At 30.1% G+C, this 15,772-nt stretch carries 13 protein-coding genes and 2 tRNA genes; 11 read left to right on the plus strand and 4 right to left on the minus strand.

Annotated elements, in window-relative coordinates; genetic code table 11:
- Positions 1 to 191 precede the first annotated feature (191 nt).
- The 4 genes from ACZ5N4_RS12125 (at position 192) to ACZ5N4_RS12140 (ending at position 2,370) form a co-directional block, all read left to right on the plus strand.
- A complete protein-coding gene (locus tag ACZ5N4_RS12125; protein WP_464210254.1) occupies positions 192 to 578 on the plus strand; it encodes a zinc ribbon domain-containing protein in 387 nt (128 codons plus the stop codon).
- Positions 579 to 711: 133 nt separating this feature from the next.
- A tRNA-Glu gene (locus ACZ5N4_RS12130) sits at positions 712 to 786 on the plus strand.
- Positions 787 to 821: 35 nt separating this feature from the next.
- Positions 822 to 896 (plus strand) — tRNA-Glu (locus tag ACZ5N4_RS12135).
- 577 nt (positions 897 to 1,473) lie between these two features.
- Complete coding sequence (locus ACZ5N4_RS12140; RefSeq protein ID WP_464210256.1) at positions 1,474 to 2,370, plus strand: HD domain-containing protein; 897 nt, start codon at positions 1,474 to 1,476, stop codon at positions 2,368 to 2,370.
- Between the two features lie 124 nt (positions 2,371 to 2,494).
- On the opposite strand, the gene ACZ5N4_RS12145 is transcribed toward ACZ5N4_RS12140, so the two are convergent.
- Positions 2,495 to 3,469 (minus strand): dipeptidase, encoded by a 975-nt coding sequence (locus tag ACZ5N4_RS12145; RefSeq protein WP_464210258.1) that lies wholly within the window; start codon positions 3,467 to 3,469, stop codon positions 2,495 to 2,497.
- A 255-nt stretch (positions 3,470 to 3,724) separates the two neighbouring features.
- Here ACZ5N4_RS12145 and ACZ5N4_RS12150 point away from each other — a divergent pair, with 255 nt between their 5' ends.
- Both ACZ5N4_RS12150 and ACZ5N4_RS12155 read left to right on the plus strand, forming a co-directional pair.
- Entirely contained in the window at positions 3,725 to 4,279 is a 555-nt protein-coding gene (locus ACZ5N4_RS12150) for a biotin transporter BioY (protein WP_464210260.1), read from the plus strand.
- A 275-nt stretch (positions 4,280 to 4,554) separates the two neighbouring features.
- Positions 4,555 to 4,911 (plus strand): DUF3307 domain-containing protein, encoded by a 357-nt coding sequence (locus ACZ5N4_RS12155; RefSeq protein WP_464210262.1) that lies wholly within the window; start codon positions 4,555 to 4,557, stop codon positions 4,909 to 4,911.
- Positions 4,912 to 5,218: 307 nt separating this feature from the next.
- Here ACZ5N4_RS12155 and ACZ5N4_RS12160 read toward each other — a convergent pair whose 3' ends face one another.
- The gene (locus ACZ5N4_RS12160; RefSeq protein ID WP_464210264.1) at positions 5,219 to 6,208 is read right to left on the minus strand and encodes a biotin--[acetyl-CoA-carboxylase] ligase; all 990 of its coding nucleotides are present in this window, start codon (positions 6,206 to 6,208) and stop codon (positions 5,219 to 5,221) included.
- Positions 6,209 to 6,377: 169 nt separating this feature from the next.
- Positions 6,378 to 6,548: a hypothetical protein gene (locus ACZ5N4_RS12165; RefSeq protein ID WP_464210266.1), complete on the minus strand. Its 171-nt coding sequence runs from the start codon at positions 6,546 to 6,548 to the stop codon at positions 6,378 to 6,380.
- A gap of 171 nt (positions 6,549 to 6,719) precedes the next feature.
- On the opposite strand from ACZ5N4_RS12165, the gene ACZ5N4_RS12170 reads away from it, so the two are divergent.
- The 4 genes from ACZ5N4_RS12170 to ACZ5N4_RS12185 all read left to right on the plus strand — a co-directional run bounded on the left by ACZ5N4_RS12170 (position 6,720) and on the right by ACZ5N4_RS12185 (position 10,099).
- Positions 6,720 to 6,941, plus strand: a complete 222-nt coding sequence (locus ACZ5N4_RS12170) for a helix-turn-helix domain-containing protein (RefSeq protein ID WP_464210268.1) — start codon at positions 6,720 to 6,722, stop codon at positions 6,939 to 6,941.
- A gap of 135 nt (positions 6,942 to 7,076) precedes the next feature.
- Positions 7,077 to 7,280, plus strand: coding sequence for a hypothetical protein (locus ACZ5N4_RS12175; RefSeq protein WP_464210270.1), 204 nt, complete (start codon positions 7,077 to 7,079; stop codon positions 7,278 to 7,280).
- 30 nt (positions 7,281 to 7,310) lie between these two features.
- Positions 7,311 to 8,222 (plus strand): ribonuclease Z, encoded by a 912-nt coding sequence (locus ACZ5N4_RS12180; protein ID WP_464210272.1) that lies wholly within the window; start codon positions 7,311 to 7,313, stop codon positions 8,220 to 8,222.
- A gap of 587 nt (positions 8,223 to 8,809) precedes the next feature.
- The gene (locus tag ACZ5N4_RS12185) at positions 8,810 to 10,099 is read left to right on the plus strand and encodes an NCS2 family permease (protein ID WP_464210273.1); all 1,290 of its coding nucleotides are present in this window, start codon (positions 8,810 to 8,812) and stop codon (positions 10,097 to 10,099) included.
- 65 nt (positions 10,100 to 10,164) lie between these two features.
- Here the strand turns inward: ACZ5N4_RS12185 and ACZ5N4_RS12190 are convergent, their stop codons facing one another.
- Positions 10,165 to 14,265, minus strand: a complete 4,101-nt coding sequence (locus ACZ5N4_RS12190; protein WP_464210275.1) for an AAA domain-containing protein — start codon at positions 14,263 to 14,265, stop codon at positions 10,165 to 10,167.
- A 448-nt stretch (positions 14,266 to 14,713) separates the two neighbouring features.
- On the opposite strand from ACZ5N4_RS12190, the gene ACZ5N4_RS12195 reads away from it, so the two are divergent.
- The gene (locus tag ACZ5N4_RS12195; protein ID WP_464210277.1) at positions 14,714 to 15,736 is read left to right on the plus strand and encodes a LacI family DNA-binding transcriptional regulator; all 1,023 of its coding nucleotides are present in this window, start codon (positions 14,714 to 14,716) and stop codon (positions 15,734 to 15,736) included.
- Positions 15,737 to 15,772 lie beyond the last annotated feature (36 nt).

Here is a 15,772-nt window from a genome sequence, read left to right on the forward strand (position 1 = left end):
TCAATTTTTATGCAAAACTGCATTAATTTTTTATAATTATAGGTGTATAAGGCGGAAAGTTAACTTATAATTATTAGAATACAATAGATAAAAGAAAACTCTTATGTTAAAATTTATGTTGGAATTTTTATATATGAAGATTGGCACTATATAGGTTATAGAAGCTTTTATAATACTAGGAGGTAACAGCAGTGTTTTTTGTAGGAATTTTTGGTATAGAAGATAAGAAAAAAGAGATTAGAACTATTAGAAATTTATCTTGTAAAAATTGTGATGTTCTATCTGGACTTACATTGTTTAAGGTATACTCATATTTTCATATATTTTTTCTTCCCTTATTTAGATGGAATGAAAGATATTATTTAGTTTGTAGCCGCTGCAGTTCAATATATGAAATATCAAAGGAGAAGGGGATTAGAGCAGAAAGGGGAGAAGAAGAAGCAATTACCTATTGGGACTTAAAATCCATGGAGTATGGGTATTACAATAATCATATTCAGCATAAATGCAAAAATTGCGGCAAAGAGTTAGAGAGTAACTTTGAATATTGTCCTTACTGCGGAAAAAGGAGAGAGTAGCTAATATTGTTGTGTCTACTATAGTAATTTTAAATAAATTACTAAATAGATTAAGAAATATGTTGACATATGGGGGAAAATAAGATATTATACTTATTGTGCTCGGTAGAGTATATGTAATAAATATTAATAAGGCCCATTGGTCAAGTGGTTAAGACACCACCCTTTCACGGTGGTAACAGGGGTTCGAGTCCCCTATGGGTCACCATAAATTTCAATAAAAATTTTGAAATAACTTAATAAGGCCCTTTGGTCAAGCGGTCAAGACACCACCCTTTCACGGTGGTAACAGGGGTTCGATTCCCCTAAGGGTCACCATAAAAAGCTGTAAACACTATGTGTTTACAGCTTTTTTAAAAATTTCAGCTAATAACAAACATTTTGTTATTAGCTGCCTGTACCATTTTTTAACAACCTTTATTGCCACCGGCAGGAATAACATTAAAACCTTTTCCGAAAATTCCCTTGGTATAAACTATTTTTGAATTATCGAATAGATAAGAAGAATCCGGTTCAATGGCAAATTTTACACCATTAACAGTTACTATTTCGTCTTCTGTACTTGGCTCATCCAGAGCAACTCCTAAGATAGGACCGCCTCATCCAAAACCTCTGACCATTAATCTAACAGCAGATTTATTTTTTTCTTCTAAGTTTTTTACTAAAGCTTCTTTTGTATTATCATCAAAAATTATATTCATAATACAACCTCCTTACTTATACGGGGTATAGGTATATTTTTATTTTATTATATTATTTAATCTTCCACCTGTCAACAAAAATATTTAAAGAAAATTATTAATATATTTCCTTTAATAACTTTCAATGAAACAATACATAATAATAGATAGCTAATACTTATATATTATTATGAAAATTTGCAAGAGGTGAAGAAATGAAGAACATATATGCAAAAGAAGTTAAATCAGGAGAGACTATAATTGCAACCTTTATGATAATGAAAAAACTCTTTAGGGACAAAGAAAAGACTATTGCTTATATTGGGGATAAATCAGGAGATATCAAAGCATCAATAGTAGATTCAATGGACACTTTAAAAATAGGAGATGTTATAAAGGCAAAAGGTGTATTAGAAAACATATTTGAAATAAAAGAATTTAAAAAAGTTGAGGAATTTTTAATGGAAGATTACCTTCCTTATGTAAATAGACCAATAGAAGATATAATGAAAGAATTGGAAGAAATGTCACAAGAGGAATTTAAAAGTAAAGAATGCATAGAGTTAAATAACTATTTTTTCAGTAATAAAGAGTTTGTAGAAAAATTTAAAAAAGGTATAGGAGGAGTAAGTCAGCATCATAACTATATAGGTGGATTAGCAGAACATACTTTAAATGTAATGTATCTTACTAAAATGCTTGTATATAGGTATAATGCTAGAAATAAAGAGATTGCAATATTGGCAGCAAAGCTCCATGATATAGGAAAAACTGTAGAGTATTTTGTTGATGGACCTTTTTCCTTTACTTTAAGGGGAGAGATGGAAGGACACATTGTTATAGGTGTGCAGATGTTAGAGGAAGCCTTTAGTAATAATCCAGATTTATATAGTGAAGATTTTAAGGAGAGAATCAAGGGATGTGTAGTTCAGCATCATGGGAAGCTAGAATATGGTTCTCCTAAAAAGCCTAATACAGAAGAAGCACATATTGTACACTTTGCAGACCAGGTAGATGCTTTCCTAAATAAAATAGAACAAATAAGAGAAGGTGTTGAGCCAAATACATGGTCCGATTACGATAGAAGAATAGAAGGAAAACTATATATATAAAGACAAGCAAAATCCCTTGTCTTTAGTTTATCAAGTGATTCTTAGGCTTAGGCGGAGGTTGCTTATGAGGATTACCTCTCTCCACCAGAGCCTTAGAATAACTTATCCATGGGCGTATCATCCGTTATTTCTCATTGGGAGAGTTACGGATGGTACCATCGGATAAAACATCTTTAATTATTCTTAATGAATTTTTATAGAATATTTTTTCTATGTCTTCCTCAGAAAAACTATTTTTTTTCAATTCATCTATAAGTTTTCCCATTTGAGCTATATTTTCTATTTCACTTGGAACGTCTATGCCGTCAAAATCTGAACCCAGTGATATAACTTCAATTCCACCAACGTTTTTTATATGTTTTATGTGTTTTACCATATCGGAGATTCTAGCAGGGGAGTTTGCGCCTAAAAAGGATTCTTCAAAGTTTATACCTATTACACCACCGGCTTCGGATAAAATTTTAATCATATCATCTGTAAGATTTCTTGGGTGGTTTGTTATAGTACGGGAATTAGAGTGAGAGGCCAAGAAAGGTTTTTTAGAAAATTTAGCTACATCATAAAAGCCTTTATCAGATAGATGAGATACGTCAATAAGCATACATAATCTATTCAATTCTTTCACTAACTCTATACCAAAAGTAGTCAGACCTTTACTCATATACTCTTCCTTACAATTAGGGAAACCTATTTCATTTGGAAAATTCCATGTTAAAGTAATCAATCTAACCCCTAATCTATGAAAATTTCTTAAGTTATATAAACTCCCATTTAAAGCTTCTCCACCTTCAATGGTAATAAAGGCAGATATTTTATTTTCTAAGTTATTCTTAGTAATATCATTATAATTAGTTGCTAAAGATAAATATTTCTTGTTTTTATTCAGCTCTATATAAAATTTGTCCAACATTTTTAAACAAGTATCTAAGGGGTTATTAGTCTTTTCTGAATTAATATATAGAGCAAAAAACTGAGCCAGAGAGTTGCCTTTCTTCATTTTTTCTATATCCACACTTAGATTATTTTTATATAGGTTTGAATCTTTTTCACTTTTTAGCAATTCATGAATAGTATCACAGTGAAAATCAATTACATGCATATTTTAAGCCTCCTAAAAATTTTTAAATTTCTATCTAACTTATGATATTCTCCATAATTTATTATATTACTATATGTACGTTATTGTAATAGTGACATAGATTTACTGATTTATATAGAGTAAAGATTAAAGTAATATTGTTATCTGTAAAAGGCATTGGTAGTTGACAATGCCTTTAGACCTATAGTATCATTATTGTAAACTCGTAGATAATTAAAAGTTTACAATAATAGTTGCGTTTATGGAGGCGTTATTATGAAAATTAAAACAAGAGATATTATTTTAGTATCAATGTTCGCAGCATTGTCAGCAATAGGAGCATTTATAAAAATACCTGTCGGCCCAGCACCTATAACACTTCAGTTTTTATTTGTAGCTTTATCTGGTATTTTATTAGGATCAAGGCTCGGAGCTCTTTCACAGATTGTTTATGTCGTAATAGGACTTATAGGTATTCCGGTATTTACTGCTGGTGGGGGAATTTCATATATATTTAAGCCTACTTTTGGATATTTAATTGGATTTATTGTTGCCTCATATGTTGTAGGAAAAATATCAGAAACTGCAGATAGACCAAGTTTGAAAAGATTATTTATAGCTTCTTTAATTGGCTTAGTAATATCTTATGCAATAGGAGTTCCTTACCTTTATGTTGTACTTAAATATGTAGTAGGCGCAAAGATAACAATTTATAGCGCTTTAAAGGCAGGGTGTTTAGTTTTCATTCCAGGAGATTTAGCAAAATGTTTAGTAACAACTGTGCTTTCATATAGAATAATACCGACTTTAAAAAGAGCTGCGTTAGTATAGGATTTTAAAAGGCAAACATCTACTAAAAGATGTTTGCCTTTTAAAGTTATAGAGTCTCAAATACAAATTTTATGTTTTATTGGTTAACAATTTAAATATTATGTAAAGTAACATAAAAAGTAAACTAACTCAACAACTTAAAACTATACATAAATTAAATATATAGATAAATAAGATAGAAAATAGAGTATTGGATAAATAGCTTGAATAGCATCTTATTTAATGCAATAATATTTATAGAAATTTAGAATGAGTAATTAAATAGAGGATTAGATATGAAATTATATATACTACTAGTATTTTCACATATTGTTGGAGATATATTTCTGCAGAGAAATGCTATTTTAAGTAGGTTTCTTAAAGGAAGAGATTTATCAAAATTAAAGAGACAGGCTTTGAGATATTTAGCTTTGCATGCAGCATTGTATAGTTTACCAATTGGATTAACATTAATACTTTTTCAATCATTTAATATGTATAGATTTTTAATAATTTTTCTAAGCCATTTTGCTATTGATTATATAAAATGCTATATGATTAGATATAAAGAGATGTCTTTAGAATTTGTTATAGTTAACTTAATTGATCAGTTGATGCATATTGGAGTGCTATTTATTGTTGTAAATTTATAAATAGGTTTCTAAGCCTTTGGATGACGTTAAATATCGGATAAAATTTAGATATATGGAGTGTAATATATCTAAATTTTAAGCTCCATATAGGGAAGCTAACTTTAGGTCTTATTCCTCTATAGATATCAAACTTCGATAATTGACTTAACCAAGGTATTCATAGGGGGACATCTGATAGTACATTTAATGATTTTATGTTAGCTCTTAGCAGCAAGCCTTAGAGATAACTAAAATTATTAACAGTACAGAAGAGGTACCTCTATGAATACCGCTAATAAGTCAAACATTCAGGTTGGATACCTATATACTAAGGCGTATAATTGCCATTAAGACCTCTTATAGAAACTTCCCCGCATATTACTTCTTCTACAGATCCATCAGGGTATTGAACTATTAGTTCTCCGGTATTGCTTAAATTAATAGCTTTCCCAAAGTGTTCTTGGTTTCTTTTTATAATTCTTACTTCTTTACCAATTAAAATAGAATTTTCTCTACAAATTTTTATAGAACTTTCAATGCTATTTTTATGTATAATCTCATCATATAGAGCTTCAAAGTTATTTAATAAATTAGCAACTATTTCTTTTCTGTTTACTTTATTTCCTATTTCACAACTTAGGGAAGTAGCTAAGTTCTTTAATTCTTCAGGAAATTCTTCTTTATCTATGTTAACGTTTATACCTATGCCTATAACTATATAATTTACCTTATTTATTTCTCCACTCATTTCAGTAAGTATTCCACAAACTTTTTTGCCATTCAAGATTATGTCATTTGGCCATTTAATATAAGTTTGTATACCAAGTTCACTAAGAGTTTTAACTACAGCAGCTGCGCCTATTTGAGTCACCATAGCAACACTCTGTGGATCTATGTCTGGTTTCAATACAATAGACATCCAAATTCCTTTATATTTAGGAGATGTCCAAACACGTCCAAGTCTACCTCGGCCTAAAGTCTGCTCTTCACTTATAATAACAGTACCATTGCTTAAATCATTTGCCAGTTCTTTTGCCTTATTATTTGTTGACTCAATGGTCTGAAAGTACATAATATTTCTTCCTATATACTTAGTGTTTAAAATATTGCTTATTTCTTCAAAGGTCAATAAGTCTGGAGATGACAGTAGTTTATAACCTCTTTTGGAGATAGATTCTATATGATATCCTTCTTCTTTTAAAGCATTCATGTATTTCCATATAGCGGTACGGCTAACTCCAAGCTTTTCACTTATTAATTGTCCGGATATAAAATTTTTCTCATTCTCTCTGAGCAAATAGAGAATTTTATCTTTCATAAAAACCACCTCTTTATTTTGTCTAATACATTATACTACAAAAAAGTAGAATATGTCTGCAGAGGAATAGAAAAACAAAGGACATACTTTTTTTAAGTATATCCTATATCTTGGAGGTAAATACATATTATATACTAATAGCAATGCATTATGTTATATATAGCAAAATTTATTGATTGTGTGATAGTTTGGAACGTTTGGTAAATTTGTTGCCGTTTTCGTGGGAACCAATTCTTTCACCATTTATTATTCCTATATTAGCACCATCTTTTGGGTACATTTTTCTAAGTTCAGCATTGGATTTGTGATCTGTCTTTAAGTGGCTTTTATTGTTATCCATTTGAGCACCTCCACATAAATTATATACAATAATAATTTACCCTTTTGGCTTAAAATATATTCTTTTATTTAGGACAAGGTGGTTCTAAAATAGTAAAATTTGCTATAATTTTTAATAAAAAAGAGTTATAATTACATTAAGGATTTTCATAACTGAATAGGGGGTTTTCTTATGTTAAATGGCAAAAAAATTCGTGAAATTAGACTAAGACTTGGATATACAACCTTGGACATTCAAAATCTCACGAAAAACAAAAATTACAAAACTTCTATTTCAAAATCTTATTTAGAAGAACTTGAGAGAGGGGATAAGAAAAATCCGAGTTTTGATAAAGTGGTTGTCCTTGCAAGAGTACTGGGATGTAAAGTTGATGATTTGATAATAAGCGCTTAGAAAGCTAATAGGAAATATATGTGTAAAGCTGCAGTATAAAAATAAAATGCAGCTTTATTTTATTAAATAAAAAATCCTTAATAGTATAAAACATTTTTCAGCGGAAAATCTAATGTTAGAAGGAGTTGATTTATTATGAGCAAAAATTATAAAAAAGATTCAAAAACAGATTTGGGAGATTTACCAAGTAACTACATTGTTAATGCTGGTAAAAAAATAATTGAAAATGGAATTATTTCAGAAGAGATTAAAGAGGATAAAGATGGTAACTGTACTATAGGTGGACATAAAATAGAAGCTAATGCATGCAGTATGCTAAAAGATGATTATAAAGTTTAAATAATTTAATTTTGAAAGAGGGATAAGTTTATGCTTGATGTTTGTTTACTTGGATGTGGGGGAAGCATGCCTGTACCAAATAGATGTCTTACATCTATGATTGTATCTTACAAAGGTAGAAAAATTTTAATTGATTGTGGTGAAGGTACTCAAGTTAGTTTAAAAATTCTTGGTTGGGGTCTCAAATCAATAGATGCAATATTATTTACACATTTTCACGCAGATCATATTGCAGGACTACCAGGATTATTGCTCACAATAGCTAATTCAAATAGAATAGATCCTATCATAATAATAGGACCGCAAGGTTTGTGGGAAGTAGTAAATGGTCTTAGGGTAATAGCACCTGTACTTCCTTATAAGATTGACTTACTGGAGATGCATGGACAAGGAAAGGCTTCAAAAAGTCTTAATGGGTTTAATATAAATATAATATCTGTTCAGCATACAGTACCTTGTTTTTCATATTCAATAGAGGTGCCAAGGGTTAGAAAATTTGATAAAGATAAGGCTCTTAAAAATAAAATACCAGTAACGCTTTGGAATAGATTGCAAAAGGGTGAAGAGGTTCAAAGTAATGGCAGATGGTTTACTCCAGATATGGTTTTAGGAGAAGAGCGAAAGGGGTTAAAAATATCATATTGCACTGATACAAGACCAGTAGAGGAACTAAAGGAATTTATAAAGAATTCTGATCTTTTTATATGTGAAGGTATGTATGGGGAAGATGGCTATATAGAAAAGGCATTAGAAAATAATCATATGCTTTTTTCAGAAGCTGCAACATTAGCAAAGGAGGGAGAGGTAAAGGAACTGTGGCTTACTCACTACAGTCCCTCTCTAATATCTCCAGAAGATTATATTGAAAATGCAACAAATATTTTTCCAAACACAGTACTGGGAAAAGATAGACTTATTAAAAATCTAACATTTGAAGACTAAATATATAGAGTTACTAGGCGGTCAGTTGACTTATACGCTGGCATATGTTTCCAAGCTTCAGCACGTTAAAAACTTTTAGCTAGTCTAAAGCTTGTGCTTAAAGACAACCTAAGAACTTTCGAGAACTCGCTGTGCTCAGTTCGGACCAACATATCAATTACCATTGATACGTTGCTCGTGAAAAGCCATTTAGGCTTTTCACCAACTTAAAGTTCTAAGGTTCTCTTAAAACCCTTCACTGAGACTGGCACAAAGTTTTTAAATCTACTTCAGCTTTGGAAACATATCCCTCTGTATAAGTCAACTTTCTAGTTAGTAACTCTATATATGCTATGAGAAGAAGAGTGAGTCAGTATATTTTGCATGACTTACTCTTTTTATTATAGATACAAGTTTAAATCAATACGAACATTACATAATAACATTATATAAAAACAGTATTTTATTTAAGTATCTTAGAAAGTAAATACAAAATATAATTAGTATTTATGGTTAAAACGTTCGTGAAAAATGTTGACTTTTAAATAATCCTTTGCTAATATGAACAGGGACAAAAAATTCTACAAAATATTACAAAGGAGAAATTTATGGAATCATATTTTAAACTTAGAGAAAATGAAACTAATATAAAGACCGAAATTTTAGCAGGTATAACCACATTTATGACTATGGCTTATATATTAGTTGTAAATCCAAGCATTTTATCTCAAACAGGAATGAACTTCGGTGCAGTTTTTACAGCTACAGCATTAGCAGCAATTGTATCAACACTGCTTATGGGTATATATGCAAAATTGCCCTTTGCACAAGCACCAGGAATGGGGATAAATGCATTTTTTGCATTTACAATAGTAATTGGAATGGGACATACATGGCAGTTCGCTTTAACAGCAGCTTTTTTGGAAGGAATTATATTTATTATTCTTACAATATTCAATGTTCGCGAAGCTATAATTGATTCAATACCGGTAAATGTAAAAAAAGCAATTTCTGTAGGAATAGGATTGTTTATTGCATTTATAGGTCTTGAAAACGCAGGTATAGTTGTACATCCTAAGTCAGGAACAATAGTGGCATTAGGAAATGTAACCAGCGGAACAGCATTACTTGCTATAATAGGTGTTATATTAACTGGAGTGTTACTAGCGAGAAATATAAAGGGAGCATTACTTATAGGTATAGTTGTTACAACCATTATAGGTATACCTATGGGAATAACAAAACTGCCAAATGCGGTTTTTAGCATGCCTCCAAGCATTAGTCCGATATTTTTAAAGTTTGAATGGAATCATATTTTTACTGCAGATATGTTTATAGCATTGTTTACTTTATTGTTTATGGATATGTTTGATACAATCGGAACTTTAGTTGGTGTTGCAACAAAAGCTGGAATGTTAGACGAAAAGGGAAATGTTCCAAGAGCAAAAGAAGCATTGATGTCAGATGCTATAGGAACTACGTTAGGAGCATGTTTTGGTACTAGCACAGTGTGCACTTATGTAGAAAGCGCTTCAGGTGTTGCAGCAGGGGGAAAAACAGGACTAACAGCTGTGTCAACTTCTGTAATGTTCATGCTTGCTTTGTTCATATCACCTTTATTTCTCATGATACCATCAGCAGCAACAGCACCAGCATTAATACTAGTGGGACTATTTATGTTATCACCAATAAAGGAACTAGACTTAACAGATTTTACGGAAGCTATACCAGCTTTCTTAACAATAATTATGATGCCTTTAGCTTACAGTATTTCTGATGGTCTTATATTTGGAATAGTATCATATGTAGCATTAAAGGTGCTAGTAGGTAAAGGAAAAGATGTAACAATAACTACGTATATAATAGCAGCACTGTTTATACTTAAGTTTTTCGTATAATAGAATAATTTAAAATAGAAAGACCTGGAAACCGTAGTTTTCAGGTCTTTGTTATATAAGTAAAATTACTCTACAGTATATGCGGCTTCTTCAAGGGATACTTGTGCACTAGCATCAGCTTCTGGTTTAATGCCTAAGCTGTCTAATTGTGAATAAAGTCTTTCCATAGTTTTCTCTGGTTTATAGTAGAATTGGCTTTCTCTTATAATAAAGAATTTCCAGCCAACTCGCTGAAGAGTCATACGCCTGTTGTGAATTTCCTCCCAGTTTAGTGCGTAAGCTGTATCTTCGCTACAGCAATCTATTGCAAGCCTACTGTTTAATCCCTCAACCACAAAGTCTATTTTGTACTTGCCAATAGTTACATTAGATTTTACATCATAATTTTTACTTCTTAACAGACTAAATACATCCTTTTTAAATCCAGAAACTAATATATTTTCATCTTTAGAAGTAAAAGTATACTTTTTGCTAGAGTCCAAACAGTAACTAAGTAGTTCTGCTCTTACACATTTAGGATTTAAATCTTCCAAATCAACAGAATGAAATAAAAACATCTGATTTTTAGCTCTGCTGGCTGCAACATTGAATCTTCTTATATCAGACTCCTTGGTTAAAGCTGTGAATTTTGCGTTATTAGCTATAACAAGAGATAAAAACATGAGATCTCTCTCATCACCTTGGAATGAATAGGCATCCCCACATATTATTTTTCTTTCAATCATTTTTTCAATGCCTATTTTTTCTTTAAGCAAGTTCTCTATTAATTCACTTTGTGACTCACCAAGCAGGGAGATAACGCCCATAGTCATGTCTTTGTATCTTGGATCATCGCAGCATTCAACTATTTTTTCTACAAGAGCCTCAGCTTCTTTTTCATTTGTATTTTTAGAGTTGTCCTTATCCCCAGATACCTTTACTGCACAAACTTCCGGCTTAAAGGTATGCTTATTTTCAGGACATCTAAGAGGTATGATTTCACCTGAATAACATAAGTTATTGCTGAAGCCTATAATGTCAGGTGCACACCTAAAATGTTCCTTAAGGACTAATCTGCTAGGGAATACTCTTAAAGCAGTGTGATATAAACTTGTTTTTAAATCAAACCATTCTTTGTGAGGTACATCTCTTAAATATCTATGAATAAGGTTTTCCACCATTTCGTTATCTTTTCCTATAGCTTCAGGACTTATTTGGCATTCGTCACCTACAATAACTGCTCGTTTACCTCTTAACAATGCTGTTATTGCAGATATATCACTTTGGCTGCTCTCATCAACTATAACTACATCAAATATATTCTTTTCAAGCTTAATGTTTTCGATTATTTTATTTAACGGCATAATCCAAACAGGAATAACTTCCTTACAGTTTTCCATCTCTCTTTGAGCTAGCTTTCTGTATTTTGCAGCTTGCTTTCCGGTACCTTTACCTATTCTTTTTATAGATTCTAGCCAGGTGAAAAGACTTCTTTTTTGAGATTCAGTAGTTCTCATTATTTGGCTATACCAGGTCTTTTTAGCTACAATTTCTTTAATTAATATCTTTTCTCTAAGTTTTTCAGCTTCTGTATCTTGTTCTATTTGTTCAGGACTTAATTTATAAACTTCATTTAATAGAGAACTTCCTGAACGCCATTTCCATGCTTCCTCCCAATTATTATACGAAAGGTTTAGATTATTATTTTCCCATTCATTTAATAGTTTTTTTACAAACAAAGGACAGGTTTCTTCTAATTTATTTAAGTATCTATCTATTTGATCACCTGTATCTTTAAGCTCTCTTAACTGCCATAGGCTATCATATAATTTTCTAACCTTTGTCTTGTCATACTCAGCTATCCAATCGGATGCTTCATTTAATAACTCATTATTTAAAAACATTTTTCTTATATTTTCAGTATATTTACTTAAGTCTTCATATTCTCTTATACACTTAATAGATTGAAGTCCTTTTAATAGGTAGTTTATTGAATCTTTTTTACAAAGATTTAATTCAATAGGGAGTTTAATACCTTCTATAAGCTTATTAATTGGATTTATGTATTCTTCTTCCCAATTTATAATAGCTTCTATTTCTAATACATTTTCCGCAATAACATTTAGAAAATTGCTATCGGAATTATTTACGAGTTTTCCACCATATTCTTTAACAGTATTGTTCCATAAGTTTTTTAAGCTTCTTTCTAAAAGCTCTTTTTCTAAGGCTTTATTAAAGATATTAGACTGCTCTTTTGATATAATAGGCCTATAATCCACTTCACAGCTTTCCAAAATATAATTTACATTTTTATGAAGGAGCTTAAACATAGCACTAGGTTTACCTTTAGATTCTATGTATTTAGAAATAATTTTGAAATCTGTTTGTAGTTTATATATATCCAAATTGCTTGGAATCTTTATGTTATGTGAATTAATAATTTGTTTTATAACATTAATTTGTTTTATATGGTTGTTTATATTTAATATAACATCAGGCCAGAACTCCCTTGAGACTTCTGTATTATAATAGGACTTCATGATTGATTTAAGCCAGCTGCTTTCAATTTCTTCAATCTTAGCTTTAGCATTAATACATAGCTTTAATAGCTCTTCGAGGTCAGTATTATTTATACTGATTTTCCATAAGTCAATAATTCTTCTATACTCTTCAATATTTGATTCTAATATATTCATTTTATCAAGTTTTATATTTAGTTCTTCATAGGATGGAAGTTTGCACAGTATATCTTTTACCTTATTAAGTTTATCAACCTCTGCCTTTTTTGTTGACTTCATATGATGAATTAGTTTGTTAAACTCTTCTGATGATAAAGGACATTTAGTTTTTATCTGTATTTCATCATCTATCCAAGAACAAACAGAGCTATTTTCTCTTATCCATCTTGAAAGCTCTGCAAGAGTAAAGGTTTCATTTTTATAATTTACAGTTTTATTTTCGAAAGCCTCAGCTTCTTTCAAATCATGCATAAGGTTTACTATGTGTTCTCTACATTTTTTAAGCTCTTCTTCCAATGGAACAACTTCTTTTAAAAGAACATTAGAATCTAATGATAAATTTTCTGTAATTTTTCTTACAGATTCATCAAGGTCTTTTAAAGCTTTTGCATCGTTTCCAAGCAGACTTATGCATAAAGACTTTATTTCATCCGGTATTTTATCAGATAGAACCTTTAAAGCTTTATCTGTCTGGCTTGTAACAAGGATTCTTTTTCCATGAGCCATAAGATGACATATTAAATTTGCAATAGTATGACTTTTACCAGTTCCTGGAGGACCTTGAACTACAACACCAAAATTTTGAGCAAGTCTTCTTGTTATTTCTTCTTGCTCCTCATTTGCTGGAAGAGGGAATAATACATCCTTACCGACAAGATCCCATTCTCTATTATTTAAATTATTTTCTGTAGCACCACTTTCCTTAACTAAAGCTTCTACAGCTTTAGGAATAGGGTTTCCTTCATCTATGTAATTTAGTATATTATTTAATTCTGAATCCCAAAGTCTTGTATCGATGTTTCTAAGTATTATACATGGAGCATTATAAATTACAGGAGTAGTAGATATATCTAATGAAGATAAAGATACAAGGTCTTCCTTTACTATATTTGTTATACCTTCTTTGTTTAAACAATTTAAAAGTCTTATTGAAATATCGTGAGCTTCACTAAGGTTTAGAACATCCACTCCTGAATTTTTTATCTCTAAATTTAAATCTAATATTTTATGTAAATTAGGTAGGTCTAGCCCTTCTAAAATACCAATCTCTAAATTAGTAATATTATTATAAGGAGCTAAGATGAAAACAGCATTTCTTGCATCAAAGTTTAAAGACATCTTTGTTGTAAATATAGGGTGAAGTATTTTTTCATTATTTACTTCCCAGCTTAAAATACTATGTCCCCAAACTATCTCTAAGTCTTCACTATTTTTCTCCAACGTAGAGTATATTTTAAAAAGGATATTATAAAGTTCACTGCAGTCTTTATTTACATAAAGCCAATTCTCATCTTCTTTTTTGCTTAAAATACATCCTTTTTTATTGAGAAGGTCAGTTTCAGCAATTACTTTTTCATATTTTGAAACATCCCGTATTATTTTCTTGTCCATATTTTTAATACTTAGTAAATATAAAAATATGTTTCTTATTTTGTCTTGTGTACTCAAAATAAAACCTCCATTTAATGTAAAATAGAATTACATTTTATTATATCATATATATAGTAATTTTGGAGAAGTATTTGGATATAATTTGCATATAATTTTAGGCAGTTTAAAGAAATAACAACTTAAGTTATTAATATATTTTTCGCAGTAATTACTTATTATTTTTTTTATAAGTGATTAGGGTATTGAAATAGATAAATATAAATTGTAAAATTATAGAAAGGACATGTGTCATTATTTTATTGTATATATAAAATGTAATAATCATTACAAAGAGACTTTAGAATAGCATATATTATGAAGAAATTTTATATGATTTAAAAAAAATTGTATTGAACTTTGTCGTAACATGTTGTATATTAAATATGTAAGCGCTAACATATTAATTTATGAAATATAAATAATAATAAATGAACTAAATTTCATAATTAGAAATGAGGGTATTTAAGTGTCAGCAACAATTAATGATATTGCTGGAAAAGCGGGAGTATCTTTGACTACAGTATCTAGAGTTTTAAATGATTCTGGATATGTGAAAAAAGAAACCAAGATTAGGGTATTAAAAGCAATTGAAGAATTAAACTACACTCCAAGCGCTATAGCAAGAAGTTTATCTAAAAGCAAGACCAATACTATAGGAGTACTAATACCAGAAATAAATAATCAATTTTATGGTGAAGTTATAAAAGGTATTAGTCAGGTAGCAGATGAATATGGATTAAATATAATTCTTTGTAATACTGATGAAAATATACAAAAAGAATTAAAAGCTTTAAAGCTTTTAAAAGAACAGAGAATTCGAGGAATAATAATTGCTCCAACATCTGTAGAGGACGAGCAGAATGGTGAGTATTTAAAGACAATTGAACAATTAGGAATTCCTGTAGTCTTGTTAGATGGACATGTAAAGCATTCAGATTTTAACGGAGTTTTTGTTGATAATATAAAGGGCGCATTTGATGGTACGGAATCACTGATAAAGGCTGGTCATAAAAAAATAGCTATAATTACTGGTCGTATGAATTCTGATGCGGCACAAAATAGGCTAATAGGATATAAAAAAGCTTTAGCTATTAATAATATAGACATTGATGATAAGTATATTTTGTTTGGAGATTATGGACAAGAATCATCCTATAGATGTACTAAAGAAATAATAGAGATGGAAGATAGACCAACGGCTATCTTTATATCTAGTAACAAAATGACAGTTGGATGTGTTAAAGCAATTCGCAGTCATAAGTTAAGAATACCTGAGGATATTGCGATAGTGGGATTTGATAAAGTAGACATACTAAATTCTCTAGGTATGAATATCAGCTTTATAGATGGACCTACAACAGAATTAGGTATAGCCTCTATGAAAATTTTAGTAGAAAATTTAAATAACAAACAAGGCACTGAAGTAAAAAATATTACTCTTATGCCAAAACTTGTTCTTAAAGGGTCAGAAAAATTTATAGAAAAGTAGATGTGAATTTGAGTAGATTCACATTTTTAAAAAAAT

Source organism: Clostridium nitrophenolicum (assembly GCF_055391695.1).